A 23,450-nucleotide genomic window follows, 5' to 3' on the forward strand; every position below is an offset into this window, starting at 1 on the left:
ATCTCCTGAGGGGGGCGTCAGGCCTGGGGAGCGGCGAGGTTGCGGAAACGGGGGCCGTAGAACACCGGCCGGTCGAGGTCGGTGTAGTTGTGCAGGAAGCCGAACTCGGCCGGGTACAGGCGCGGCAGGTCGTCGACGAGCGCGGGCGGGATCTGGCGCTGCATGAAGGTGAAGGAGGAGAACACCCGCAGCTTCATCATGTTGTGGACCGCCTCGCCGAAGGTCGGCCACTGCTGCTCGGGATCGCCGTTCCACATCGCGTCGAGGTGGGCCATCATGTCGGTGTAGTCCTGGTCGAAGACGAGCAGCGCCTCCGTGATCTCCTTGCCGTCCGGGTCCTCGGCCAGCAGCTTGTCGTAGCCGTCCGCCGGGACCGCGAGGGTGTTGATCACCGAGGGCCAGTCGATCTTCGCGCCCTGGAAGTGCACGGCCTCGGTCTCGGGAGTCAGCTCGACCGCCGGCTCGGGCTCACGGTAGGTGCGCCCGTACCAGAGTTCCGCGAACTTCCCGTAGTGGGACTCCTCGTGCTGGTAGGCGGCGCCGGCCCGGATCGTCCCGCTGGCCGCGCCCTCCCCCTGCTGCAGGATCTCGTCGATGCCCTCGAGCAGCTGGTCCACCGGGTCGACCCCCGGCGTCGGCACGATGGTCTTGAAGCCGATGTTGTCGCCGACCTGGTTGGCCACCCCGCCGCCCTGCACGGCGGCGCGGAGCTCGGCGGCGTTGGCGACGATGGCGTCCTTGATCTGGGCGTAGAGCTTGCCGATGGTCGGGAAGTCCTCGTGGCCGTACTCCTCCGGCAGCAGGAAGAGCGGGGCCTCGAGCCGCATGAAGTTGCGCAGCTGCGGCTTGGAGAGCCTGGCGAGGCCGATGTGCAGGTCCGGCTCCACACCGCCGGGCAGGCCGTGCGACGGGAACTTCGGGTCGAGGTCCTTGATCCTGGGCCGGCCGCCGATCGCGGCGAGCATGTTGGCGGCGATGGACATGTGCACCATCTCCTCCATCAGCACACTGCGGATCGTGTTGTAGCTGGTGAAGTTCTGCACCTCCAGCGAGAGCATCGCCGAGGTGTAGATGGGCAGGGTGGAGTGCTCCAGCTCGATCGCCGTCTGGAGTGCGGAGCGGATCCAGGCGACGTTGCGCCGGACCGGGGCCTTGACGGGCTCGTCCTGGGCGGTGGTCATGGCTCGCTTCCTTTCATCGGGTGGGTCGGGCGAGGGGAAGGGGTGTGTGCCGCCCGGTCGTTCAGGCGTCCTGCGTGGCCTTCGCCCGGCTGAGCAGGCCCACCAGGAGCAGCGAGCCGAGGCCGAGCACGAGGACGGCGAGGCCGATCCGGTGCATCGAGACCAGCGTCCCGAGTACGGCGACGCCCAGCGCCGAGCCGGCCTGGCGGGAGGCGTTCAGCGCCCCCTGGGCGGTGGCGGCGAAGCGCTGCGGCGCGGCCGTCGCCATGTCGGCGGTCGAGGCCGGGATCGACGTGGTGGCGCACAGGGCGAGGGCCAGCTGGGCCGCGACGAGGAGCGCGAGGGGGGTCTCGGTCCCCGAGAAGGACAGGATCAGGCCGGAGAGGGCACCGGCGGAGAGACCGAAGAGGACCAGCGGCCGGGTTCCGATCTTCGCGACCAGGCGGCCGGTGAAGAACGGCAGCACCGCGAGCGGCAGCGTCATGGGCAGGAACGCGAGCCCGGTCTGGAGCGCCGACATCTCCCGTTCCTCGACCATCCACTGGGTCATCGCGAACAGCAGCCCGTAGAAGGCGAACGAGGCGGCGGAGCCGGCCACCAGGTCGGCTCGCACCCGGGACAGCGAGAGCAGCGCCGGGGGCAGTGCCGGGTCCTGGGCGCGGCGTTCCACGAAGGCGAGCGCGACGAAGGCCAGCACGGCGATCGCGATGGCGGCCACCGGCACGGCACGCGCCCAGCCGTCGGTGCCGCCGTCGACCAGGCCGAAGGTGAGTGAGCCCAGGCCGACGACGGACAGCAGCAGGCCCGGGTAGTCGATCGGCCGGTGGGTGGCGGGCCGGTCGGCCGACAGGTTCCGCGCCAGGACCACGGTGATCAGCGCGATCGGCGGGTTGACGAGGAAGACCAGCTGCCAGCCGCCGAGGGCGACCAGGGCACCGCCGAGCACGGGTCCCGAGACCAGACCGAGCGCGCTGATCGCCGCCCAGGCACCGACGGCGCGGGAGCGTTTGGCGGGGTCCGGATACAGCCCGGCGAGCAGGGCCAGCGAGGCGGGCACCAGCCCCGCCGCGGCGACGCCCAGCAGCGCACGTCCGGCGATGAGCAGCCCGGCGGAGTCCGCCGCCGCGCACAGCGCCGAGACGACGCCGAACGAGATCAGGGCCGCGCGGTAGATCCGGCGCGGTCCCCAGCGGTCCGCGATGGAACCGGCGGCCAGCATCAGACCGGCGAACACCACGGTGTACGCGTCCACCGTCCACGGCAGCGCACTTGCCGAGGCGTGCAGATCGTCACGCAGGTCCGGCACCGCCACGTTCAGGATGGAGGCGTCGAGCAGGACCAGGAAGTTGCCCACGACGATGCCCGCGAAGCGACCCGCCGTGCGCGTGCTCCGCCGTGCCCGCCGGCTCTCGCCGGCCGGCCGAGTCAGCAGCTCAGAGCTCTCAGAAGTCATGGCGCCAGGCTTCCCGGCCCGCGTGCGGGCGGCCAGAAACCCGGATGGACTTCGTGAACTCGGCCTGATGCGCGTGCGGTCGGCAGCCGTCGCCGCAGCTCCGACCGTCGTGCCGGATGCGGCTGCGAACCGTGCGGATCGGAAAGCGCCGCCGAGTTCAGGAAGTAGCCGCGGGAGGCTCTGAGGATATTCCGGGGCGCGCTAGCTTCGCCACCAGAGACCGGAAATTCCGTGCAGCGCCCGAACATTGGGCGAATGCCGCGGGCCGGTAATCCGGAGTGGAGCGGAGAAGGATTCCATGACTGAGATCAAGAGCATCGGAGTGCTCGCGTACGACCGCTGCAGCGAGTCGGACACCATCATTCCCTGGGAGATCCTGATCGGTGTCGCGGTCTATCTGAAGGAAACGACCGGCGAGGACATCGAGGTCAAGCTGGTGGCCCTGGAAGAGGGTCCGGTCACCATGCAGATGGGCGCGAAGGTCGAGCCGCACGCGGTGCTCCAGGACGACGACCTCTACGACGTGCTGTACATCCCGGGTGGCCGCGGCTCCGGTGTCGCCACGAAGAACGAGCGGATCCTCGACACGATCCGGCACCACCACGTCAACGGCAAGTTCATCGGCGCCAACTGCGTCGGCGTCGGCATCCTGCAGCGTGCCGGAATCCTCGGCAAGACCCCGGTGACCTGCAGCCCGCCCATCTCCCGCCGGCTCAAGGAGGAGGGCGCCAACGTCGTGGAGCCGCGCCGGATGTGGCTCGGCGCGCCGGAGGACCGCATCTGGACCACCGCCGGTGCCGCGTCGATCAACGCCGGCACCCTCGCGATGGTCAACCACCTGTTCGGCGACGAGGTCGGCCGGGAGATGTCGATGTGGTTCGACACCCGCGCCGCCGAGGGCCACGCCCTGTTCGGCCCGGTGGGCACCGAGCTGTTCGGATACCCCGAGGCCGAGGCCAAGATCCAGGACGAGACCGCGGACATCCTGCTGCCGCCGCTGCACTGACACCCCGCCGGCCGAGCAGACTGGAGGACCAGTGATCACGTGCACCACCGTCCTGGACGTCGCCGAGGGCAGTGAGGAGCCCTTCGAGAGGGTGCTCAAGCTCCTGGTGAAGCAGGTCAGGGAGAACGAGCCCGGCACCCCGGTGTTCGAGTTCGTACGCCACCGGACCACGCCCCGCCGGTATCTGGTCGTCGAGCAGTACGTGGACGACGCGGCTCTCGCCGAGCACAGCGCCAAGGAATACCTCAAGGAAATCGTCCCGGAAATGCTGACGTACCTCGCGCAGCCGCCGCAGCTCGACGCGTACGACCCGGTCGACCAGTGAACGGGAAATTCAGGGAGCGGAGATGAGCGAGCAGCCCTACTTCCACATCGGTGTGGTCGTGCCCGATCTGGAGGCGGCGATCGAATACTACTCGCGGATACACGGGCTCGAATTCACCAAGCCCGCGCACGTGACGAATCCGCGACTCGAGGATCCGCACCCGCACGAGCAGGTCGTGCATGTGGCCTTCTCGAAACAGGGCCCGCCGTACTACGAGTTGATCGAGTCCGACGGGGACGAGGGGATCTTCTCGTCCGCCAAGGAGGGCCGGATTCTCTATCTGGGGCTGTGGGAGCCGGACATGGAAGGCCGGCTCGAGGCCCTCCAGGCCGAGGGGATCGCCGTCGAAGCGGCCTCCCGGAGCGCGGAGGGCGCCACCCCGGGCTGGATCATCACGGAGCCCGACGCCCTGGGGGTCCGGTACGAGTACGTCGATCTCGCGGAGAAGCCGGCCATCGAGACCTGGATCGAGACCGATGAGTTCCCGGGTCTGTGAACCCGGACCCCGGTAGCGGTTCGGAGAGGGAGAACCCATGAAGTATGACCACATAGTCGTCGGCGCGGGCTCCTCGGGTGCCGTGCTCGCGAGCCGACTCACCGAGGACCCCGGCGTCAACGTCCTGCTCCTCGAAGCCGGACCCGACTGGGCGGACGTCTCCCAGATCCCCGGCGACATCACGAACGCGCGGACCGTGTCCGTGGAGGACCACGACTGGGGCTACACGGCCGAGGCCGTGCCGGGCCGTTCGCTGACGTACGCCCGCGGCAAGGTGGCCGGCGGCTGCTCGGCCGTCAACGGCGCCATCGCGCTGCGTGGCATCCCGGCGGACTACGACGAGTGGGCCCAGCTGGGCAACGACTCGTGGTCGTGGAACGAACTCCTCCCGTACTTCCGCCGGATCGAGGACGACCAGGACTTCGACGGCCCGTTCCACGGCAAGGGCGGCCCCACCCCGATCGTCCGGCACACCCGGGACCAGCTGGTGCCGTTCCAGGCGGCCTACCTGGAGGCCTGCATCGACCAGGGCTTCGGCTACGTCGAGGACCACAACGACCCGGAGTCCACCGGTGTCGGCATGATCCCCATGAACCGCCGCGGCGACCTGCGGATCTCGACCGCCGTCGCCTACCTCACCGAGGCCCGCAGGCGGAAGAACCTCACCATCCGCTCGGGCGCGACCGTGCACCGGGTGCTCTTCGAGGGCACCAGGGCGGTCGGCGTCGAGGTGGAGACCGGCGGCCGGCTGGAGAAGATCAGCGCCGACCATGTCACGCTCTCCGCCGGTGCCCTCAACTCGCCCGCGATCCTGCTGCGTTCCGGCGTCGGCCCGAAGGAGCAGCTGCGCGCCCTCGGCATCGAGGTCGTCCTCGACCAGCCGAACGTCGGTGAGAACCTGATCGAGCACCAGCAGATCACGGTGGGCCTGCTGCCCAGGGGCGGCGTCACCGACCCGGACGACCCGGACGTCCAGGTCCTGGTCCGGTACACCAACCCGGGCTCGCAGAACTTCAACGACATGCAGATGTACTTCGTCAGCCGCTATGTCGAGGTCACCCACCGGCCGATCAGCGTGATGAGCGTGCTGCAGAAGCCGGAGTGCCGTGGCCGGGTCTCGCTCAGCAGCGCCGACCCCACGGTGCAGCCGGACATCTTCCTCAACTCCTACGGCACCGACGCCGACCGCAGGATCGCCCTGGACGGGGTCCGGCAGGCCTGGGACATCGCCAACTCCAAGCAGATCCGCGACCTCTCCAGCGGTCTGTCCGAGAAGCTGACGCAGCGCCAGGTGAACGACGACGCCCTGCTGCTGCAGTACATCCGGGAGAACTCCGCCACCCTGTGGCACCCGGTCGGCACCACGAAGATGGGCCCGAGCAGCGACGAGAGCGCGGTCGTGGACCAGCGGCTGCGGGTGCACGGTCTCGAGAACCTGAGCGTGGTCGACGCCTCCGTGATGCCCACGCACGTCAGCGCCAACCCCAACCTGACCTGCTACGTCATCGGCGAGCGCGCCGCCGAGTGGTTCCTCGCGGACGCCTGAGCGCACGCCCGGACCACCCGGCCGGGTCCGGACCGCCGGCGCAGTCCCGGGCGGTCCGGACCCGGTAACCCCATGAAGCCAAAGGAGTTGACCCATGGCCGAACCTTCCGACGAGGGCTCCAAGCTCGTCCGGACGTACTACGAGCAGTTCCTGACCGCCCCGGGCGACCTGAAGATCGCGGACGAGATCCTCGCCCCCGACGTGGTGTTCGACAACCCGATCTCCCCGGACGGCATCCACGGCCTGCCGGCGTACAAGGAGTTCGCGCTGCGCTGGTACGGCGGTTTCCCGGACCGTGTCTTCACCATCGACGAGCTGCTGGAGCAGGGGGACAAGGTCGCGGCGTCCTTCACCATCACCGGCACCCACGACGGTGTGTTCATGGGCGCGGCGCCCACCGGCGAGCACATCACGGTCCGCGGCGCGAACATCTTCCGGATCGAGGAGGGGCGCATCAAGGAGGTCCACGCCTTCTTCGACCCGCGCCAGCTGCTCGGCCCGCTCGGCCTGGGAGCGTGAACCGGTGCCGGCGCCCAAGGGCCGGATCGCGGTCCTGATCGAGGAGCACTTCGACCCGTCGGAGTTCCGCGACTTCAACGCGTACTTCCCCGCGCAGGGCTACGCCGTCGACTACGTCTCGCACCTGTGGGGCCAGCCCTCGCTGTCCTTCGGCAGCAACCCCGACAACGGCTATGTCGAGGAGCACGTCACCGTCACCATCGAGGTGGGCTCGCTGGACCTGGCCGACTACGCGGGCGTGATCCTGATCGGCGCCTACGCCATGGACCGGCTGCGCTACCAGGTCGAGGTGCCGGGGCCGGGCAGCCGCAACAAGGCGCCCGCCGTGGAGTTCCTGCGCGCCGCGATGGCCGCGCCGGGCTTCAAGGTGGGCACCATCTGCCACTCGCTGTGGCTGCTGTGCGCCGACCGCGCCCTGCTGGCGGGCCGCAGGGTGACCTGCGCCCACAACATCGTCTGCGATGTGGAGAACGCCGGCGCCGAGATCGTCTACGCGGGCAACGGGACCGCGGACCTGGTGATCGACGGCGATCTGATCACGGCCAAGCACCCGCAGGTGACGGGGGAGTTCATGGCCGCCTTCGTGCGCGAGATCGAGGCGGCCGTCTGACTCCGACGCCCCCACATCCACGTACCCACGCAACCATGTACGGAGAAGTGTCATGCCAGAGCAGCAGCAGATCCGCGCCGCCGTCGAGGGGTACGCGGAGAGTTTCACGAAGCAGGACCGGGAGCGGTTCGCCGCCCTGCTCGCCGAGGACGTGGTCCAGTACGAGCCGGTCGGCGGGCCCGCGGGCCGTGGCCGGGCCGCGGTGACCGCCTTCTTCGACGGTGTCTTCGAGGTCATCGACCGCGTGGAGTTCCGCGTCACCGACCTGGTGATCACCGGGGACGAGGCCGCGTTCACCTTCCACATCACCGCCCACAAGAAGGACGGCGGGATCGTCGAGGACCGCGGCATCGACACCTTCCGGGTCGGCGACGACGGCCTGATCACCGAGATCAAGGGCTACCACGACGACGCCCACACCCAGGTCGCCGGGGGCTGATCGGCGTGCGGGGGGTGGCGGGCGCGCCGGAGGCGGGCGTGGCGCGCGGCACGTACACCGGCAAGGTGCGCCTGCACCGGGGGCGGGTGCGGCTCAGGGTGCCGGAGGAGGGGCACCACCGGGCCGCCTCGCCCCTGGAGCTGTTCTTCGACCTGGTCTTCGTGGTGGCCGTCGCGGAGCTGACCGAGGTCCTGCTGCACGCCCCGACCTGGGCGGGGGTGCTCCGCTTCGGGGCGCTGTTCGTCCCGATCTGGTGGGCCTGGGTCGGCTACTCCTTCTATGCCGACCGGTTCGACAACGACGACCGGATCTACCGGCTCATCATGATCATCGCGATGATGTCGGTCCTGTCGGTGTCGGTGGCCGTACCCCAGGCCTTCACGGGCACCGCCGGGGCGAAGCGCTTCGCCCTCGGCTACTTCCTCGTACGCCTGATCCTGCTGGGCCTCTACCTGCGGGCCCACTACCACGTGCCCCGGGCCCGCACCCTGACCCGCCGCTTCCTCCAGGGCTACGGTCTCGGCGCCACGGTCTGGGGAGCGTCGGCCCTCCTGCCGGCCCCCTACTGCTACGCCCTGTGGGCCGCGGGCCTGCTGGCGGAGCTGCTCACGCCCATCCTGTCCTCCTCGGCGGTGGCCCGGGTGCCGTTCAACGCCTCGCACATCCCGGAGCGGTTCGGCCTGTTCACCATCATCGTGCTGGGGGAGGTCGTGGCCCTCAACGCGACCGGGATAGCCGCCAGCGGGCTGCGGCCCGAAACCCTCGCCGTGGTGGCGGGCTCCTTCCTGATCGCCGCCTGCCAGTGGTGGCTGGTCTTCGACCACGTCGACGCCTCGCCGCTGCGCAAGTGGCGGCTGACCGGCCAGGCGTACGTCTACGGGCACCTCTTCGTGCACGGCGGCATCACCGTGACCGGTGTCGGCGGACTGCTCGCCGCACAGGCGGCCAACGCCCGCGGCCACGGCCACGCGGCCCTGGCCGGCGGTCCGGTGCTGTGCTTCGGCATGGCCGTGTTCCTGCTCGGGGTGGGCGGCATCCATCTGACCAACGTGGGCGTGCGGGGCGACCTGCGCGCCTGGTCCCGCCTCGGTCTGGCAGCGGTGTTCACGCTGTTCGGCGTGGCCGGCGGAGATCTGCCGGCATTGCTCCTGGAAGCGGTGCTGGTGGTGGGCCTGTCCTGCCAGATCCTGATCGAGACCCGAGCACCGGCGGTACCCGACAAGCTGCACAACGCCTGAAACCACCCCACCCCAGCCCGAGGAGGGCGGCCCCCGGCGCCCCTTCCTCGGGCTGCCCTCGTCCCCGAAGACCCCTCACCCACACCCGCGGACGACGAGCTGACCGCACGAGGCTGCCCGGCCTCTCGTGTCCGGTGGCGGTGGGTTCGCTGCACGAGGTTGCCCGGCTTCTCGTGTCCGGTGGCGGTGGGTTCGCTGCACGAGGTTGCCCGGCTTCTCGTGTCCGGTGGCGGTGGGTTCGCTGCACGAGGTTGCCCTGCTACTCGCGCCCGGCGACGGCGCGTTCGCCGCACGAGGGCACCACGCCACCCGCACCCGCCGACGGCGAGCCCACCCCACCAGGGCCACCCGCACCCGACGACGATTGCTGCACGGGTGGTGCGGGTGGGAACCCGAACCCGGCCGGAGGCCGGGTGGCAGGTGTCCACCCACCCGCACCGCTCGTCAGACCAGCACCCCCCGATAGACGTCCAACACCCTCTCGGCTGCCGCCCGCCACGAGAACCGCTCCCGGGCCCGCACCCGCCCCGCCTCCCCCATCGCCCGCGCTCGCTCCGGCTCCCCGAGCAACCGGTTCACCGCAGCGGCGAACTCGGACGCGAACCGCTTGGGATCCAGCGGGGTCCCGGTACCGTCCCGCTCCTGCTCGACCGGCACGAGCAGACCGGTCACCCCGTCGTCCACCACCTCCGGTATCCCCCCGGTGGCGGTGGCCACCACGGCCGTACCGCAGGCCATCGCCTCCAGATTGACGATGCCCATCGGCTCGTACAGCGAAGGACACACGAACACACACGCATGGGTGAGCAGTTGCCGCAGCGAGACCGTGTCGAGCATGCCGTCGATGCGCACGACACCCCCTCTGCTCCGCCGCAACTCGTCGACCAGCGCGGCCGTCTCGGCCGCGATCTCCGGGGTGTCCGGCTGCCCGCAGCACAGCACCAGCTGGGCCGCGGGGTCCAACTCGAAGGCGGCGCACAGCAGATGGGGCAGCCCCTTCTGCCGGGTCACCCGCCCCACGAAGAGCACGATCGGCCGGTCCGGGTCGATGCCGTACCGCTCCAGCGCGGCCGTGCCCGGGTCCGGCCGGTGCACCTCGGTGTCGATGCCGTTGTGCACGACGTGGACCCGCTCCGGGTCGACCTCCGGATACACGCGCAGGACGTCCTCGCGCATTCCGTGCGACACGGCGATCACCGCGTCCGCCGTCGTCACGGCGGTGCGTTCCACCAGCGAGGACAGCCGGTAGCCGCCCCCCAGCTGCTCCGCTTTCCACGGCCGCAGGGGTTCGAGGCTGTGCGTGGTCACCACGTGCGGGATGCCGTACAGCGTCCGGGCCAGCTGGCCCGCGGAGTTCGCGTACCAGGTGTGGCTGTGCACCAGGTCGGCTCCCTCGCAGCCGGCGCCCATCTCGATGTTCGTGGCGAGGGTGCGCAGTACGGGGCTGGCGCCGTCCTTCAGATGCGGTTCCCGGTACGCCGACACCCCCGGCTCCGGGCGCGGCTCGCCGAAGCAGCGCACCCGCAGGTCCACCAGGGCGCGCAGCTGCCGGGCGAGTTCCGTGACGTGCACACCGGCTCCGCCGTAGACGGCGGGCGGGAATTCCTTGGTGAGCAGATCCACACGTGTGTTCATCCGTACTTCCTGACGTCTGCGGCCGTGAGCGGCGGTTTCCGTGCATGCCGAGGCCCGGTCTCCGAGAGGGAGGCGCGGGGCGGAGCGCGGGAAGGGGCAGGTCTGTGCCTGGTGGTGCCCGGTGTGACCAGGGAATCCGCGGCCTCGCGACGACGGGGGTCGGCTTCGGAGGCCGCGGACCCCGAATCCACGCTAGAGCGAGACGGGTGTGGCGCATGTCACGCCATCTGAGAGGGAATCGCTGGGGACATGACAGATGACGCAAGAGCGAGCACGGGAGCGGCCGGGCTGTCCGACGAGGAACGGCTGGCCCAGCTCGGTTACACCCAGGTCCTCGCCCGCCGCATGTCGGCGTTCTCGAACTACGCCGTGTCCTTCACGATCATCTCGGTCCTGTCCGGCTGTCTCACCCTGTACCTCTTCGGCATGGTCACCGGCGGCCCCGCGGTGATCACCTGGGGCTGGGTGGCGGTCGGCCTGATGACCCTGTTCGTGGGCCTCTCGATGGCCGAGATCTGCTCCGCCTATCCGACCTCGGCGGGCCTGTACTTCTGGGCCCACCGCCTCGCGCCCCCGCGTTCGGCGGCGGCCTGGGCGTGGTTCACGGGCTGGTTCAACGTGCTGGGCCAGGTGGCGGTGACGGCGGGCATCGACTTCGGCGCGGCGTCCTTCCTCGGCGCCTACCTGAACCTCCAGTTCGGCTTCGTCGTGACTCCCGGCCGCACGGTGCTGCTGTTCGCGGCCATCCTGCTGCTGCACGGCCTGCTGAACACCTTCGGCGTCCGCATCGTCGCGTTCCTGAACAGTGTGAGCGTGTGGTGGCACGTCCTGGGAGTCGCGGTGATCGTCGGTACCCTCGCCCTCATCCCCGACCACCACCAGTCGGCGTCCTTCGTCTTCACGAAGTTCGTCAACGGGACGGGCTGGGGCAGCGGCCTCTACGTGGTCCTGCTGGGCCTCCTCATGGCCCAGTACACCTTCACGGGCTACGACGCCTCCGCCCACATGACGGAGGAGACCCACGACGCGTCCACGGCGGGCCCGAAGGGCATCGTCCGCTCGATCTGGACCTCCTGGATAGCCGGCTTCGTCCTCCTGCTCGGCTTCACCTTCGCCATCCAGTCCTACGACAAGGAGCTGGCGTCCCCGACCGGCGCGCCCCCCGCCCAGATCCTCCTGGACGCCCTGGGAGCGACGACCGGCAAACTGTTGCTGCTGGTCGTGATCGGCGCCCAGCTCTTCTGCGGGATGGCCTCGGTCACCGCCAACAGCCGCATGATCTACGCCTTCTCCCGCGACGGCGCGCTGCCCTTCTCGCGCATCTGGCACACGGTCAGCCCCCGCACCCGCACCCCCGTGGCCGCGGTCTGGCTGGCTGCATTCGGCGCCCTCGTCCTCGGACTTCCGTACCTCATCAACTCCACGGCCTACGCGGCGGTGACCTCGATCGCGGTGATCGGCCTCTACATCGCCTACGTCATCCCGACCCTCCTGCGCGTGCGCAAGGGCGAGGCCTTCGAGCGCGGTCCCTGGCACCTGGGCCGTTGGTCGGTCCCGATCGGCATCGTGTCCGTCACCTGGGTCGTGGTGATCACGATCCTCTTCATGCTCCCCCAGGTCTCCCCGGTCACCTGGAAGACCTTCAACTACGCCCCGGTCGCCGTCCTGGTCGTCCTGGGCTTCGCCGCCACGTGGTGGCTGGCCTCGGCCCGCCACTGGTTCCTCGATCCGGCCCGCACCCGGTCCCCCGAACTGGTCGAAAGGTAACCTTCACCCTCCCGACGCGGCCGCGTCCTCGATACCCGATCGGCGACACGGCCTCGTCCGGCTATGCTCGGACGAGCAACATCGCCTGGGCCCTTAGCTCAATTGGCAGAGCAGTGGACTTTTAATCCATTGGTTGTGGGTTCGAGTCCCACAGGGCCTACGGCTGCGGGGGAGGGTTGATCCCCTCTGACCTGCTACGCAGCGCCCGGGTCGGCTTCGGCCGGCTCGGGCGCTGCGTCGTTCTCGGGCATCGCCGTCATCGTCCACGACAAGGCCACGGACCGCGTCGTCCTCCTCCGGCGCGGCCAGGACGCCGAGTTGGCCCAGGTCCGCAGGCAGGTACCATCGCGGGGTGAACTCCTACTGGCACGTCGTTCTGCCGCCGCTCTGCGCCTGACCGGGCGCGGACACTGACGGTTTGACTCCTGGCCCCGGCCGACCCGCAGGGCGGCGAGGGGGGCCTGTCGTGCGCCCGTTTCGGATCCAGTCCCAGACGACATTCGACGACGGAAGTTCACGACCGTGCCGAACCGCACCACCCCTCTGACTCCCGCGCGCCCGGCCGCCCCCGGCCCGCGTCCTTCTCGCACGGGGCTTCTCGGTGGCCCCGCTCCCATCCTGATCTCGGCCGTGCTGTGGGGCACGACCGGGACCGCCAGTTCGCTGGCGCCGGCCGGCGCACCGGCGGCGGCCATCGGCTGCGCCGGGCTCGCCCTCGGCGGCATCCTGCTGTTCCTCACCTCGCGCGGCGCCCGTTCGCTGCCCGCCTCCTGCACGCGCGCCGAGCGGTGGCTGCTCGCCCTCGGCGCGCCGGCGGTGGCGGGTTATCCGGTCACCTTCTATCCGGCGGTGGCCCGGACCGGCGTGGCCGTGGCCACCGTGATCGCGCTGGGCAGCGCGCCGGTCTTCGCCGGACTGCTGTCCTGGATCACCGGACAGGCCCGGCCGACCGCACGCTGGACCGGCGCCACCGTGGCCGCGGTGCTCGGCTGCACCCTCCTGGTGCTGGGGCCCGAGCTGACCGGCCGTGCCACGCCGATGGATCCGACGGGCGTCGTCCTCGCCGCGTGCGCCGGACTGTCGTACGCCGTCTACTCGTTGATCGGCGGCAGGCTCATCACCCGCGGGCACCCGTCCGGCGCGGTGATGGGTGTGCTGTTCGGCGCGGCCGGGCTGCTCGTCCTGCCGCTCGTCGTGTTCGCCGGTACAGGGTGGCTCGCCTCCACCCGGGGCGCGGCGGTCGCGGTGTACCTCGCCGTGTTCACCGTCCACCTGGCCTACCGGCTCTTCGGGTACGGCCTGCGCCGCACCCCGGCATCGGTGGCCACCTCGCTGACCCTGGCCGAGCCCGCCGTGGCCGCGGTCCTGGGCGTCACCGTCCTCGACGAACGCCTGCCGGCCGCCTCCTGGGGCGGGCTGGCCGTCCTGGGTTCGGGCCTGGTTCTTCTGGCCGTTCCCGTGGGCGCCCGCAGTCGGGGCCGGTAGGCACCGGGCACTTCTTCGGTCCGGTCCCGGTCATTCCGGGGCCGGACCCGGCAGGGCGCCGGGCGGCAGGTGGACCGTCATGATCAGGTGGCAGGCTTCGGTGCCCGAGCCGCGGTAGGTGTGCGGGGCGTCGCCGTCGAACGTGGCGGTCTGTCCGGCTTCGACGGTGTGCTCCGTGCCGTCGACGATCAGGGTCATCCGGCCGGAGGTGACACTGACGGTCTCCACGACTCCGGCCTGGTGCGGGTGGCTCGGGTACTCCTCGTCCGGTTCCAGCCGCCAGCGCCAGACCTCCACGGGGGCGGGGCCCGAAGTCGTCAGCATGAGCCGGGCCTCGCTGCCCCGCTCCCCGGTCCACAGCGGGGCGACGGAGTCGGCGGCCACGACCCGGACACGGCCCTTTGGCGGTCCCTGCATCAGGGCGGACACCGAGATGCCGAGGGCGTCGGCCAGCCGGACCAGGGTGGCCAGGTTGGGGTTGCCCTGGGCCTTCTCCAGCGCGACCAGGGCCCCCTTGCTGACCTGGGCGCGCCTGCTCAGCTCGTCCAGGGAGAGGCCCGCGCGGGTGCGGGCCGCCCGGACGTTGTTCGCGACCGTCCGCAGGGCTGCGGCCGTCTCGGCCATCTGGTCTCCGTTTCTCACCACGGGATCACTTTCTCACCGCTGGATCACCGGGTCACTGGAATGCACCGTGCGGTCGTTTGGTTGACATGGGGCGGTCGATCCGTTGTACGGTTTGGTCGTTCCATTGTAGTGAAGGATGTGCTGTGATCGCTCTGCTGCTGGCCCTGGGCAGCTCACTCGCGTACGGATGTGCCGACTTCCTCGGCGGCCTCGGCGCCCGGAAAGCCCATGTGCTGCGGACCGTGATGGTCGCGGCTCCGGCCAGTCTCGCGGTCGAACTGCTGTTGTGGCCGGTGCTCGGTGCCTCGTTCGACACCGCGGCCCTCGGCTGGGGCGCCGCCTCGGGAGTCGCCTCGGCCGCCGCGTTCGCCCTGCTCTACCGCACCCTGGCGATCGGCCCGATGAACGTGCTGTCGCCGGTGACCGCGCTCGTGTCCGCCGCGCTGCCCGTCGGTGCCGGCCTGCTGCAGGGCGAGCACCTGACCGCCGCCGGCCTGCTGGGGCTGCCGCTCGCGCTGGTGGCGGTGGTGCTGGTCAGCGCCGGACACGGCGCGGGTTCGGCCCGCCCTTCCCGTACGGCGCTGCTGCTGGCCCTCGGCGCGGGTGGCGCCATCGCCCTCCAGCTGATCTTCCTGCACCAGGCGCCGTCCGACAGCGGGGTCGCACCGCTGATCGTGGGCCGGGCGGTCTCCTCCGCCGTCACCCTGGCCGCGGCAGGGGTGATGCACCGCAGGCTGGGCCCCGAACGGCCCGCTTACGCGATGTCGGCGGCCGCGGGCGTCCTGGACTCGCTGGCGAACCTGCTGTTCCTGCTCGCCGCCCGCAGCGGGGACCTCACCGTCGTCGCCGTGATCACCGCCCTCTACCCGGCGGGCACGGTCCTGCTCGCCCGCGGCGTGCTCGCCGAACGCATCCACCGGGGCCAGCTCCTCGGCCTCGGCACCGCCGCCGTCGCCGTCGGCCTCCTCGCCCTGACCTGAGCAGCCCCGCAGCCGCAACCACGCAAGGAGAACCGCATGTTCATCCAGCCCTGGGACGCCGGCCTGGACGAAGCCGAATGGCAGTCCTGGATCGCCGAAGGCCACGACTTCGGACAGCTGAGCGTCAACGGCCTGCCCGGCCACCCGCCCGCCGTCGTCCCCACCCATTTCACCTGCGACGGCGACCACCTGCTCATCCACCTCGCCCGGCCCAACCCGGTCTGGCAGGCGATCGAGCACGACCCGAACGTCACCTTCACCGTCATCGGCGACTACGCCTTCATCCCCGGCCCCTGGCGCGCCAAGTCAGGTACCCCGCCCACCGACGGCGTGCCCACCAGCTACTACGCGGCCGTCCAGTTCACCTGCCGGGCCGCGATCGTCGACGACCCCGAGGCCAAGGCGGAGCTGCTGCGCCGTCAGCTCGCCCACTTCCAGCCCGACGGCGACCACGCACCCGTCGCCGTCGACCAGCCCCCGTACGGCCGGATGCTGTCCGGCATCCGCGGCCTGCGCCTGGAAGTCACCGGCGTACGGGCCAAGTTCAAGTACGACGACCACAAGCCGGTCGAGCACCGCGCCGCTGTCGCCGGCCGCCTCACCGAGCGCGGCCAGGGCCTGGACGTGCCCACCGCGCGTCGGCAGCTCCGCCGCCTGGACCGCATCGGCCCCTGGAAGCCCTGACCCCGTCCTTCAGTCGCACGCAGGAATCGGAAACCCGCCCATGCTCGCATTCCGTATCGCCCCCGCCGTCGCGGACGCCTTCCCCGACACCCTCATCGCCCTGGTCACCGTCACCGGTCTGCGCGGCCGCGACCCCTGGCCGCACACCGCCACGGCCCTGGAGCAACTGGAACAGCAACTCGCCGACGGCACCTGGCACCCCGCCGACGAGTGCGACCCCCGCATCGAGGCCTGGCACACCGCCTACCGCTCCTTCGGCAGCAACCCCCGCCGCGTCCGCCCCAGCGTCGACGCCCTCGGCCGCCGCCTCGCCAAGAGGGGCAGCCTGCCCCGCATCAACCCGGCCGTCGACTCCTACAACGCCGTCTCCGTCCGGCACGGCCTGCCCTCCGGCGCGTTCGACCTGGACCACGTCACCGGCGACATCGACATCCGTCCCGCGGACGGCACCGAGACGTTCACCCCCCTCGGTGAACCCGGCACCGTCGAGAACCCCAAGCCCGGCGAGATCATCTACGCGGACACCACCGGCGTCCTCACCCGCCACTGGAACCACCGCGACGCCCACCGCACCCGCGTCACCGAGGACAGCACCCACGTGGCCTTCGTCCTCGAAACCCTCCACGCCACCCGCGACGGCGACCTCCTCAAGGTCGCGGCGGACGAACTGCAGGGCCTCCTCGCCCCGCACTCCGAACAGAGCGCCGTGCACTACCTGAGTCCCGCACAGCCGCAGGTCACCGCCTGAGGGGGCCGAGGCCCCTCACCGGGTTCCGTGCGCCCGCGGCCGGCTCGCGGTTCAGCCCGCGCTCAGCTCCGTCAACTCCCCCAGCGGCAGCGTGTGCTGGGTCTGCAGGACCTTGGCGCGCAGGTAACGGACGTTGTGGGCCGTGGTGAAGACGCCGGTCGGCACCCGGTCCCGTACGACGACACCGAGCGAGCGCAGCTGCTCCGCCTTGTCGGGGTTGTTGGACAGCAGGTCCAGCTCCCCGATGCCGAGGGCGCGCAGCATCTGCCCGGCGGCCGTGTAGTCGCGGGCGTCCTCCGGGAGGCCGAGCGCGGCGTTCGCCTCGTAGGTGTCGAGACCCTGGTCCTGGAGGGCGTAGGCGTCGAGCTTGTTGTAGAGGCCGATGCCGCGCCCCTCCTGGCGGAGGTAGAGCAGGACGCCCCCGCGCTCGGCGATCCGCTCGACCGCCTCGCGCAGCTGGGGACCGCAGTCGCAGCGGGCCGAGCCGAAGACGTCCCCGGTGAGGCACTCGGAGTGCAGCCGGACCAGCGGGACGGGGCCGGGGTCGCCGAGGACGACGGCCAGGTGCTCCTGGCCGTCGGCCAGTCCGTGGAAGGTGACGAGTTCGGCGTCGACGCGGTAGCCGTCGTGGAAGTGCAGCGGTACCCGGACGCGGGCGCGCTGCGTGGCGGCGGGGGTGTCGGGCATGCGGGTCCTCCGAATGGGCTTGCTTCACATTTGAAGCAGTCGGTCGCAGGGACCCTACCCCATGCTTAAAAGTTAAAGCAATTGGTCTTGCGTGCGACTCAGGATTCGGCCGGCCGGGACGAGGAGCAGGACGACCGGCGCCGCCACGGGACGTCGCCCGCTCCGGCCTCGGTGTCGTCGCCCTGCAACCCGCGCGTGATCCCCGTGCAGATCTCCTCCAGCTGTCCCACCTGCTCGGGCGTGAGCCGGTCGAACAGGGTCGCGCGGACCGTCTCGACATGCCCGGGCGCCGTGCGCTCCAGCACGGCCGTCCCCGCGTCCGTCAGCACCGCGAGACTGCTGCGCTTGTCCGAGGGGCACTCCTCCCGCCGCACCAGCCCGTCCCGCTCCAGCCGGGTCACCGCGTACGTCAGCCTGCTGCGCGTGATCTTCAGCGTCTCGGCGAGATCGGTCATGCGCAGGCGCCGGTCGGGGGCCTCGGAGAGGTTGGCCAGCACGGAGTAGAACAGGTGGGGCATGCCGGCCTCCTGCTGGAGCTGCCGGTCGATCGCGTCCTCCAGAAGCTGGGAGGCGGCGATGTAGGCGCGCCAGGCGCGCTGCTCCTCGGGGGTGAGCCAGCGGGTCGTCATGACGCCAGTGTAAGTTTGTTTCAAACTTGAACCAAGACCACCAGCTCGTGACCGCTCGCCAGGGAGACCGCGCCGATGCCGTACCCGTACGTCCTGCTGTCCGCCGCCGTCTCCCTCGACGGCTACCTGGACGACACCGGCCCCGACCGGCTCCTGCTCTCCAGCCCGGCCGACTTCGACCGGGTCGACGAGGTACGGGCCTCGGTCGACGCCATCCTGATCGGCGCCGGCACCATCCGCGCCGACAACCCGCGCCTGCTGGTGAACTCGCCCGAGCGAAGGGCGGCCCGCACCGCCGAGGGCCGGCCCGCCTACCCGCTGAAGGTCACCGTCACCGCCTCCGGCGACCTCGACCCGGCCGCCAACTTCTGGCACACCGGCGGCGAGAAGCTGGTGTACACGACGGACAAGGGCGCCGAGCAGGCCGCCCGTGCCCTCGGCCGGACCGCCGATGTGGTCTCCCTCGGCCCCGACCTCGACTGGCGCGCCCTGCTGGAGCACCTGCACGACGTGCGCGGGGTGCGGCGACTGATGGTCGAGGGGGGCGGCACCGTCCACACCCAGCTGCTGCAGCAGGGCCTGGCCGACGAACTCCAGCTGGTCCTCGCCCCGCTGTTCGTCGGCGACCCGGCGGCTCCGCGCCTGTTCGGTCCGGGGGCGTACCAGGGCGGCCGGCTCCGCCTCACCGAGACCCGCCGGATCGAGGACGTCGTCCTCATGCACTACGAGCCCACCGCCCCCGGCACCGGCCCGGAACCCGTCGCCGCCGACCGCCACTGGCTGCGCACCGCCTGTGAACTCGCCGCCCTGTGCCCGCCCTCGCGGACCGCCTTCAGCGTCGGCGCCGTGGTGGTCGCGGCCGACGGCACGGAGCTGGCCCGCGGTCACTCGCGCGAGGGCGGCGACCCCGTGGTGCACGCGGAGGAGGCGGCCCTCGCGAAGATCGACCCCGCCGACCCGCGGCTGCCCGGCGCCACCGTCTACAGCAGCCTGGAGCCCTGCACCCGGCGCGCCTCCCGCCCCGCCCCCTGCGCCGAGCTGATCCTGCGGGCGGGCGTACGGCGGGTGGTCACGGCCTGGCGGGAGCCGGACACCTTCGTGACGGCGGCGGACGGAACCGGGGTGCTGCAGAGCGCGGGCGTGGCGGCCGTGGTGCTGCCGGAGTACGAGGCCCTGGCGAAGGAGCCGAACGCCCACCTGCTGCTCTGAGCGACACCCCACGGCTACCTGTGTGCATCGTGTCCTGCGGATGGCGTATGCTTGAGACACAACGACGCGGGGTGGAGCAGCTCGGTAGCTCGCTGGGCTCATAACCCAGAGGTCGCAGGTTCAAATCCTGTCCCCGCTACTGAAGGCTCAGGGCCGGAATCCAGCAATGGATTCCGGCCCTGAGTGTTTCCCGGCATCCTTCGGCGGAACACCGAGGTGCCTTTCGACGGAACACCGAGTGGCATACGTCACAGTCGGTCATCCGCTCGGTCCACAGCAGTCGCCCGCCCTCCCCGCTCCCGCCACGCTGGACGTAGGTCAAGGACACGGGAGACGAGCAGTGCGCCCTGGTGAGCTGGAGGAGAGCCCGTACGCCAGGGCCGGCGGCCGACTCCCGCGCGACCCCGCCCCAGTCCCCGGCCTCGGTGCGGACCGCTCACCCCTGTCACCGGACAGACGCCGCGGCCGCCGCCCCACCTCGCGCACCCTGGCCCGCGCCCTGCCCGCCCTCCTGATCGCCGCCGGGGTCGGGTACGACCTGCTCACTCCGCGCGCCTTCACCGCCGTGCCCTTCTTCACGGCCGCCCCGCTGATCGCCGCGCCCCTGTCCTCGCTGCGCACCACGCTCCTCACCGGCCTGGCCGCCCTGGTCGCCACCGTCGTCGTCTGCACCCAGTTCGGTCCCGCTGTGGACGTGCACACGATCACCGAGATCGTCACCGTGGCCACGGTCGCCGTGCTGGCCGCCGCCATCAACCGCGTCCTGCGCCTCGGCGACCAGCGGCTCGCCTCCGCCCGGGAGATCGCCGAGGCCGCCCAGCGGGCCGTCCTGCCCGAACCGGACGACCGCATCGCCGGCTTCGACATCGCGGCCCGGTACGAGGCGGCACAGGAGGGCGCCTTCATCGGCGGTGACCTGTACGCGGTGCAGGACAGCCCGCACGGCGTGCGGCTGATCGTCGGGGACGTACGCGGCAAGGGCATGGGCGCGGTCGCCGCCGTCGCCGTGGTCATCGGGGCGTTCCGGGAGGCCGCCGAGCAGGAGACCACGCTGGAGGCGGTGGCCGCGCGGCTGGAGCGGGCGCTGGCCCGCGAGGGCACCCGGCGGGACGGCATCGACGCCTTCGAGGGCTTCACCACCGCCGTCCTCGCCGAACTCCCGCACGGCGGCGGCGACGGTGTGGTCCGGATCGTCAACCGCGGCCACCCGCCACCGCTGCTCCTGCACGACGACGGCACCCTGCGCACCCTGGCCGCGCACGAACCCGCGCTGCCGCTCGGCATGGCCGACCTCGGCCTGTGGCCCGACCGCGCGACCGAGTCCGGCTTCCCGAGCGGCGCCACCCTGCTGCTCTACACCGACGGCCTGTCCGAGGCCCGCGACGCCCACGGCCGCTTCTACGACCCCCTGCGCCGGCTCGCCGGACGCCGCTTTCCCGATCCGCGCTCGCTGCTCGGCCGCCTCGCCGCGGAGGTGCGCCGGCACTCCGGGGGCGGGATGACGGACGACATGGCGCTGCTGGCCGTACGGCGTCCCTGACGCCCCGCCAGTGTCACCCAAGGTGATCGGACGGGCGCCCTCCGCATAACATCTGAGACACCATCAAAACCGCCGAGACTCCTGGACGCCGGTCAACTCGCCCGTTTTCCACCGGTCGTGACACCTATGTCCGCCCTGAAATCCGTTAATGATCAAGTAGAACAGCTTGGAATCTGACGTCCGGGTCTATTAACGTTCGATAACGCAGCGCGGTCGTCCCAGCCGTCACAAGAGGCGGCTCCGTGCGCACGCGCCGAATCCCGCAAGGGAACCGGGGAACCACCACCTTGGGGTGAATCACGCGGATGCCGCCGTGGAAGCACGGCAGGTATACGCGCGTAGGAGACCTTCCTGCTCCGAACCCGTCAGCTAACCCGGTAGGCGGAGGAAGGAAAGGAGTGCGCCTTCGTGGCGTCCAACCGGCCTGCCCCAGAAGCCCCGTTCATGCCGAGCGAGACCGAGACCTTCGGATACTTCGGCGCTCAGCACACCGACGAGGGCCCCTGGGAGGAGTGGAACCCCACCGAGGAGTCCATACGGCCGGTACGCGGTCGGCACCGCGTGGCCAAGCAGCGTGGCGGCGGACTCGCCCGCAGCTCCACGGTCCTCGGCGTCGGTGTCATCGCCGCCGTCGGCGCGGGCGGCATGGCCAGCGCCCACACCGGCAAGCCGCCGGTCTCCATCTCCATGCCCGACCTGGACTCCGTCAGCTCCCTGTTCGACGGCTCCTCCTCCGACGCGTCCAAGGCCGCCGATGCGTCGCTGAGCAACGTCGGCACGACCGACGCCGACAGTGACCAGGGCGACGCGGGCGAGGCCCTGCGCAACCGCATCATGGCCCAGGCCGAGCAGCAGCAGAGCAAGGCCGACATCAAGGCCGCCGCGTCGGCGGCGGCCGCCGCCGAGAAGCAGGCCGCCGACGCGGCCGCCAAGGCGCAGAAGGAAGCCGCAGCCAAGGCCACCGAGGCCAAGAAGGAGGCGGAGGCCGCGGCCAAGAAGAAGGCCGAGGAAGAGCGCCTGGCCGCGCTGGCCAAGCAGTACAGGCTGCCGGTCGTCTCGTACACGATCACCGGCACCTTCGGCCAGCCCGGATCGATGTGGTCCTCCGGCTACCACACCGGCCTCGACTTCGCCGCCCCCACGGGCACCCTCATCAAGGCGATCCACAGCGGCACCATCACCGAGGCGGGCTGGGCCGGCGCCTACGGCTACCGCACGATCCTCACCCTCGACGACGGCACCGAGCTGTGGTTCTGCCACCAGTCCTCGATCGGCGTCTCCGTAGGTCAGAAGGTCAGCACCGGCGACGTCATCGGCCGCGTCGGCGCCACCGGCAACGTCACCGGCCCGCACCTCCACCTGGAGGTCCACCCGGGCGGCCAGGCCACCGGCATCGACCCGATGACGTGGCTGCGCGGCAAGGGCCTGACCCCCTGAGCGGCTCACCGACCCGCTCCTGACCCACCCCTCATCCGGTCCCCGGCAGCCCTGACGACACCCCCCCGACGTCAGGGCTGCCGGTCGTGCCTTCCCCCGCCTGCTCACCCACCCGTACCCACACCTGTTCACACCCCGTTCGCAGCAATCCTGGAATGGGTGGGACGGGAGTGATCGTTGAACTGAAGCATGACCGACTCTCATGCTTCCCTGCGCACACTCGGCTCCTCCGACCTTCGGGTCTTCCCTCTCGCCCTCGGCGGCAACGTCTTCGGCTGGACCGCCGACGAGGAGACCTCCTTCGCCGTCCTCGACGCCTACACGGCCGCCGGCGGCAACTTCGTCGACACCGCCGACTCCTACTCGGCGTGGATCGAGGGCAACAAGGGCGGGGAGTCCGAGACGATCATCGGCAAGTGGGTCAAGGCCCGCGGCAACCGCTCCGACGTCGTCATCGCGACCAAGGTCAGCCAGCACCCCGAGTACCAGGGCCTGACCGCCGCCAACATCAAGGCGGCCGCCGACGCCTCCCTGCGCCGCCTGGACACCGACTACATCGACCTCTACTACACCCACTTCGACAAGCCCGAGGTGCCGGTCGAGGAGATCATCGGCGCGCTCGACGAGCTGGTGAAGGCGGGCAAGGTCCGGCACATCGCCGCCTCGAACATCTCGCCGGAGCGCCTCCAGGCCTCCCTGGACTTCTCCAGGCGCGAAGGCCTGGCCCGGTACGTCGCCCTCCAGCCCCACTACAACCTGGTCTCCCGCGACACCTACGAGGGCCCGCTGCAGGACCTCGCCGCCCGTGAGGGCCTCGCGGCGGTCCCGTACTTCGCCCTCGCCTCCGGCTTCCTCACCGGGAAGTACCGCCCCGGTACGACGGTCGAGAGCGCCCGCGCCGGTTCGGCCGCCAAGCACCTGGAGTCCGAGCGCGGCCAGAAGGTCCTCAGGGCCCTGGACGAGATCGCCACCGCCCACGAGGCCCCCGTGGCCACGGTCGCCCTCGCCTGGCTGGCCGCCCAGCCGACGGTGACGGCCCCGATCGCGTCGGCGCGGACGGTGGAGCAGCTGCCGGCGCTGCTGGGAGTGGGAGAGCTGGAGCTGACCAAGGAGGAAGTGGACCGCTTGACCGAGGCTTCCGTCTGACCTCTCCGTCTCCGCCGCGACGGCGCTCGGCCACGACGGCGCTCGGCCACGACGCCGTGAACCGG

At 71.1% G+C, this 23,450-nt stretch carries 23 protein-coding genes, 2 tRNA genes, 1 pseudogene and 1 riboswitch; of the genes and pseudogenes, 20 read left to right on the forward strand and 6 right to left on the reverse strand.

What is annotated here, in order from left to right; translation table 11 throughout:
- Positions 1–17: 17 nt before the first annotated feature.
- Both ACIF83_RS28750 and ACIF83_RS28755 read right to left on the reverse strand, forming a co-directional pair.
- Positions 18–1,181 (reverse strand): ferritin-like protein, encoded by a 1,164-nt coding sequence (locus tag ACIF83_RS28750; protein ID WP_393474216.1) that lies wholly within the window; start codon positions 1,179–1,181, stop codon positions 18–20.
- A 61-nt stretch (positions 1,182–1,242) separates the two neighbouring features.
- On the reverse strand, positions 1,243–2,634 hold the full coding sequence (locus ACIF83_RS28755; RefSeq protein ID WP_399731151.1) for an MFS transporter: 1,392 nt from the start codon (positions 2,632–2,634) through the stop codon (positions 1,243–1,245).
- 298 nt (positions 2,635–2,932) lie between these two features.
- Here ACIF83_RS28755 and ACIF83_RS28760 point away from each other — a divergent pair, with 298 nt between their 5' ends.
- The 8 genes from ACIF83_RS28760 (at position 2,933) to ACIF83_RS28795 (ending at position 8,814) form a co-directional block, all read left to right on the forward strand.
- Positions 2,933–3,640 (forward strand): DJ-1/PfpI family protein, encoded by a 708-nt coding sequence (locus tag ACIF83_RS28760; RefSeq protein ID WP_393474210.1) that lies wholly within the window; start codon positions 2,933–2,935, stop codon positions 3,638–3,640.
- Positions 3,641–3,671: 31 nt separating this feature from the next.
- The gene (locus ACIF83_RS28765) at positions 3,672–3,965 is read left to right on the forward strand and encodes a putative quinol monooxygenase (RefSeq protein WP_393474208.1); all 294 of its coding nucleotides are present in this window, start codon (positions 3,672–3,674) and stop codon (positions 3,963–3,965) included.
- 22 nt (positions 3,966–3,987) lie between these two features.
- Entirely contained in the window at positions 3,988–4,461 is a 474-nt protein-coding gene (locus ACIF83_RS28770) for a VOC family protein (RefSeq protein WP_393474206.1), read from the forward strand.
- 37 nt (positions 4,462–4,498) lie between these two features.
- The gene (gene mftG / locus ACIF83_RS28775; RefSeq protein WP_399731155.1) at positions 4,499–6,007 is read left to right on the forward strand and encodes a mycofactocin system GMC family oxidoreductase MftG; all 1,509 of its coding nucleotides are present in this window, start codon (positions 4,499–4,501) and stop codon (positions 6,005–6,007) included.
- 94 nt (positions 6,008–6,101) lie between these two features.
- Positions 6,102–6,527 carry an ester cyclase gene (locus ACIF83_RS28780; protein WP_145885131.1) on the forward strand — a complete coding sequence of 142 codons (426 nt, stop codon included), beginning with the start codon at positions 6,102–6,104 and terminating at the stop codon, positions 6,525–6,527.
- A gap of 4 nt (positions 6,528–6,531) precedes the next feature.
- Entirely contained in the window at positions 6,532–7,137 is a 606-nt protein-coding gene (locus ACIF83_RS28785) for a DJ-1/PfpI family protein (RefSeq protein ID WP_393474201.1), read from the forward strand.
- Between the two features lie 52 nt (positions 7,138–7,189).
- Positions 7,190–7,576 (forward strand): nuclear transport factor 2 family protein, encoded by a 387-nt coding sequence (locus ACIF83_RS28790; protein WP_393474198.1) that lies wholly within the window; start codon positions 7,190–7,192, stop codon positions 7,574–7,576.
- Between the two features lie 38 nt (positions 7,577–7,614).
- On the forward strand, positions 7,615–8,814 hold the full coding sequence (locus tag ACIF83_RS28795; RefSeq protein WP_393474195.1) for a low temperature requirement protein A: 1,200 nt from the start codon (positions 7,615–7,617) through the stop codon (positions 8,812–8,814).
- 444 nt (positions 8,815–9,258) lie between these two features.
- Here ACIF83_RS28795 and glgA read toward each other — a convergent pair whose 3' ends face one another.
- Positions 9,259–10,449, reverse strand: coding sequence for a glycogen synthase (gene glgA, locus ACIF83_RS28800; RefSeq protein ID WP_399731160.1), 1,191 nt, complete (start codon positions 10,447–10,449; stop codon positions 9,259–9,261).
- Between the two features lie 249 nt (positions 10,450–10,698).
- Here glgA and ACIF83_RS28805 point away from each other — a divergent pair, with 249 nt between their 5' ends.
- From ACIF83_RS28805 to ACIF83_RS28820, 4 genes and pseudogenes are all read left to right on the forward strand, one after another.
- Positions 10,699–12,216, forward strand: a complete 1,518-nt coding sequence (locus ACIF83_RS28805; protein ID WP_399731163.1) for an amino acid permease — start codon at positions 10,699–10,701, stop codon at positions 12,214–12,216.
- 87 nt (positions 12,217–12,303) lie between these two features.
- Positions 12,304–12,376: transfer RNA gene (locus ACIF83_RS28810), tRNA-Lys, on the forward strand.
- A gap of 89 nt (positions 12,377–12,465) precedes the next feature.
- A pseudogene (locus ACIF83_RS28815) lies at positions 12,466–12,561 on the forward strand (DNA mismatch repair protein MutT); the annotation flags it as partial.
- A 177-nt stretch (positions 12,562–12,738) separates the two neighbouring features.
- The gene (locus ACIF83_RS28820; RefSeq protein WP_393474186.1) at positions 12,739–13,701 is read left to right on the forward strand and encodes a DMT family transporter; all 963 of its coding nucleotides are present in this window, start codon (positions 12,739–12,741) and stop codon (positions 13,699–13,701) included.
- A 30-nt stretch (positions 13,702–13,731) separates the two neighbouring features.
- Here the strand turns inward: ACIF83_RS28820 and ACIF83_RS28825 are convergent, their stop codons facing one another.
- On the reverse strand, positions 13,732–14,325 hold the full coding sequence (locus ACIF83_RS28825; RefSeq protein WP_399731167.1) for a helix-turn-helix domain-containing protein: 594 nt from the start codon (positions 14,323–14,325) through the stop codon (positions 13,732–13,734).
- A 143-nt stretch (positions 14,326–14,468) separates the two neighbouring features.
- Here ACIF83_RS28825 and ACIF83_RS28830 point away from each other — a divergent pair, with 143 nt between their 5' ends.
- From ACIF83_RS28830 to ACIF83_RS28840, 3 genes are read left to right on the forward strand one after another with little or no spacing between them, the layout of a single operon-like run.
- Positions 14,469–15,305: an EamA family transporter gene (locus ACIF83_RS28830; protein WP_393474180.1), complete on the forward strand. Its 837-nt coding sequence runs from the start codon at positions 14,469–14,471 to the stop codon at positions 15,303–15,305.
- A 36-nt stretch (positions 15,306–15,341) separates the two neighbouring features.
- Entirely contained in the window at positions 15,342–15,989 is a 648-nt protein-coding gene (locus ACIF83_RS28835) for an FMN-binding negative transcriptional regulator (RefSeq protein WP_393474177.1), read from the forward strand.
- Positions 15,990–16,029: 40 nt separating this feature from the next.
- Positions 16,030–16,737, forward strand: a complete 708-nt coding sequence (locus ACIF83_RS28840; protein ID WP_399731171.1) for a B3/4 domain-containing protein — start codon at positions 16,030–16,032, stop codon at positions 16,735–16,737.
- Between the two features lie 51 nt (positions 16,738–16,788).
- On the opposite strand, the gene ribA is transcribed toward ACIF83_RS28840, so the two are convergent.
- Both ribA and ACIF83_RS28850 read right to left on the reverse strand, forming a co-directional pair.
- Entirely contained in the window at positions 16,789–17,424 is a 636-nt protein-coding gene (gene ribA / locus ACIF83_RS28845) for a GTP cyclohydrolase II (RefSeq protein ID WP_399731174.1), read from the reverse strand.
- Between the two features lie 98 nt (positions 17,425–17,522).
- The gene (locus ACIF83_RS28850; protein ID WP_393474168.1) at positions 17,523–18,053 is read right to left on the reverse strand and encodes a MarR family winged helix-turn-helix transcriptional regulator; all 531 of its coding nucleotides are present in this window, start codon (positions 18,051–18,053) and stop codon (positions 17,523–17,525) included.
- A gap of 75 nt (positions 18,054–18,128) precedes the next feature.
- On the opposite strand from ACIF83_RS28850, the gene ACIF83_RS28855 reads away from it, so the two are divergent.
- From ACIF83_RS28855 to ACIF83_RS28875, 5 genes are all read left to right on the forward strand, one after another.
- Positions 18,129–19,262: a dihydrofolate reductase family protein gene (locus ACIF83_RS28855; RefSeq protein WP_393474165.1), complete on the forward strand. Its 1,134-nt coding sequence runs from the start codon at positions 18,129–18,131 to the stop codon at positions 19,260–19,262.
- Between the two features lie 65 nt (positions 19,263–19,327).
- Positions 19,328–19,401: transfer RNA gene (locus ACIF83_RS28860), tRNA-Met, on the forward strand.
- A gap of 201 nt (positions 19,402–19,602) precedes the next feature.
- Complete coding sequence (locus tag ACIF83_RS28865; protein ID WP_399731178.1) at positions 19,603–20,802, forward strand: PP2C family protein-serine/threonine phosphatase; 1,200 nt, start codon at positions 19,603–19,605, stop codon at positions 20,800–20,802.
- Positions 20,803–21,043: 241 nt separating this feature from the next.
- A riboswitch (cyclic di-AMP (ydaO/yuaA leader) is annotated at positions 21,044–21,203 on the forward strand.
- Between the two features lie 7 nt (positions 21,204–21,210).
- Positions 21,211–22,239, forward strand: a complete 1,029-nt coding sequence (locus ACIF83_RS28870; protein ID WP_393474159.1) for a M23 family metallopeptidase — start codon at positions 21,211–21,213, stop codon at positions 22,237–22,239.
- A 189-nt stretch (positions 22,240–22,428) separates the two neighbouring features.
- On the forward strand, positions 22,429–23,385 hold the full coding sequence (locus tag ACIF83_RS28875; protein WP_398140654.1) for an aldo/keto reductase: 957 nt from the start codon (positions 22,429–22,431) through the stop codon (positions 23,383–23,385).
- Positions 23,386–23,450 lie beyond the last annotated feature (65 nt).

The organism is Streptomyces sp. NPDC085866 (assembly GCF_044541035.1).
Lineage (GTDB): Bacteria > Actinomycetota > Actinomycetes > Streptomycetales > Streptomycetaceae > Streptomyces.

Excerpts from the sequence above, each read along its gene's own strand:
- ACIF83_RS28750 (WP_393474216.1), bottom strand. The coding sequence starts at position 1,181 with ATGACCACCGCCCAGGACGAGCCCGTCAAGGCCCCGGTCCGGCGCAAC.
- ACIF83_RS28755 (WP_399731151.1), bottom strand. The coding sequence starts at position 2,634 with ATGACTTCTGAGAGCTCTGAGCTGCTGACTCGGCCGGCCGGCGAGAGC.
- ACIF83_RS28760 (WP_393474210.1), top strand. The coding sequence starts at position 2,933 with ATGACTGAGATCAAGAGCATCGGAGTGCTCGCGTACGACCGCTGCAGC.
- ACIF83_RS28770 (WP_393474206.1), top strand. The coding sequence starts at position 3,988 with ATGAGCGAGCAGCCCTACTTCCACATCGGTGTGGTCGTGCCCGATCTG.
- mftG (WP_399731155.1), top strand. The coding sequence starts at position 4,499 with ATGAAGTATGACCACATAGTCGTCGGCGCGGGCTCCTCGGGTGCCGTG.
- ACIF83_RS28780 (WP_145885131.1), top strand. The coding sequence starts at position 6,102 with ATGGCCGAACCTTCCGACGAGGGCTCCAAGCTCGTCCGGACGTACTAC.
- ACIF83_RS28790 (WP_393474198.1), top strand. The coding sequence starts at position 7,190 with ATGCCAGAGCAGCAGCAGATCCGCGCCGCCGTCGAGGGGTACGCGGAG.
- glgA (WP_399731160.1), bottom strand. The coding sequence starts at position 10,449 with ATGAACACACGTGTGGATCTGCTCACCAAGGAATTCCCGCCCGCCGTC.
- ACIF83_RS28805 (WP_399731163.1), top strand. The coding sequence starts at position 10,699 with ATGACAGATGACGCAAGAGCGAGCACGGGAGCGGCCGGGCTGTCCGAC.
- ACIF83_RS28825 (WP_399731167.1), bottom strand. The coding sequence starts at position 14,325 with ATGGCCGAGACGGCCGCAGCCCTGCGGACGGTCGCGAACAACGTCCGG.
- ACIF83_RS28835 (WP_393474177.1), top strand. The coding sequence starts at position 15,342 with ATGTTCATCCAGCCCTGGGACGCCGGCCTGGACGAAGCCGAATGGCAG.
- ACIF83_RS28840 (WP_399731171.1), top strand. The coding sequence starts at position 16,030 with ATGCTCGCATTCCGTATCGCCCCCGCCGTCGCGGACGCCTTCCCCGAC.
- ribA (WP_399731174.1), bottom strand. The coding sequence starts at position 17,424 with ATGCCCGACACCCCCGCCGCCACGCAGCGCGCCCGCGTCCGGGTACCG.
- ACIF83_RS28850 (WP_393474168.1), bottom strand. The coding sequence starts at position 18,053 with ATGACGACCCGCTGGCTCACCCCCGAGGAGCAGCGCGCCTGGCGCGCC.
- ACIF83_RS28855 (WP_393474165.1), top strand. The coding sequence starts at position 18,129 with ATGCCGTACCCGTACGTCCTGCTGTCCGCCGCCGTCTCCCTCGACGGC.
- ACIF83_RS28875 (WP_398140654.1), top strand. The coding sequence starts at position 22,429 with ATGACCGACTCTCATGCTTCCCTGCGCACACTCGGCTCCTCCGACCTT.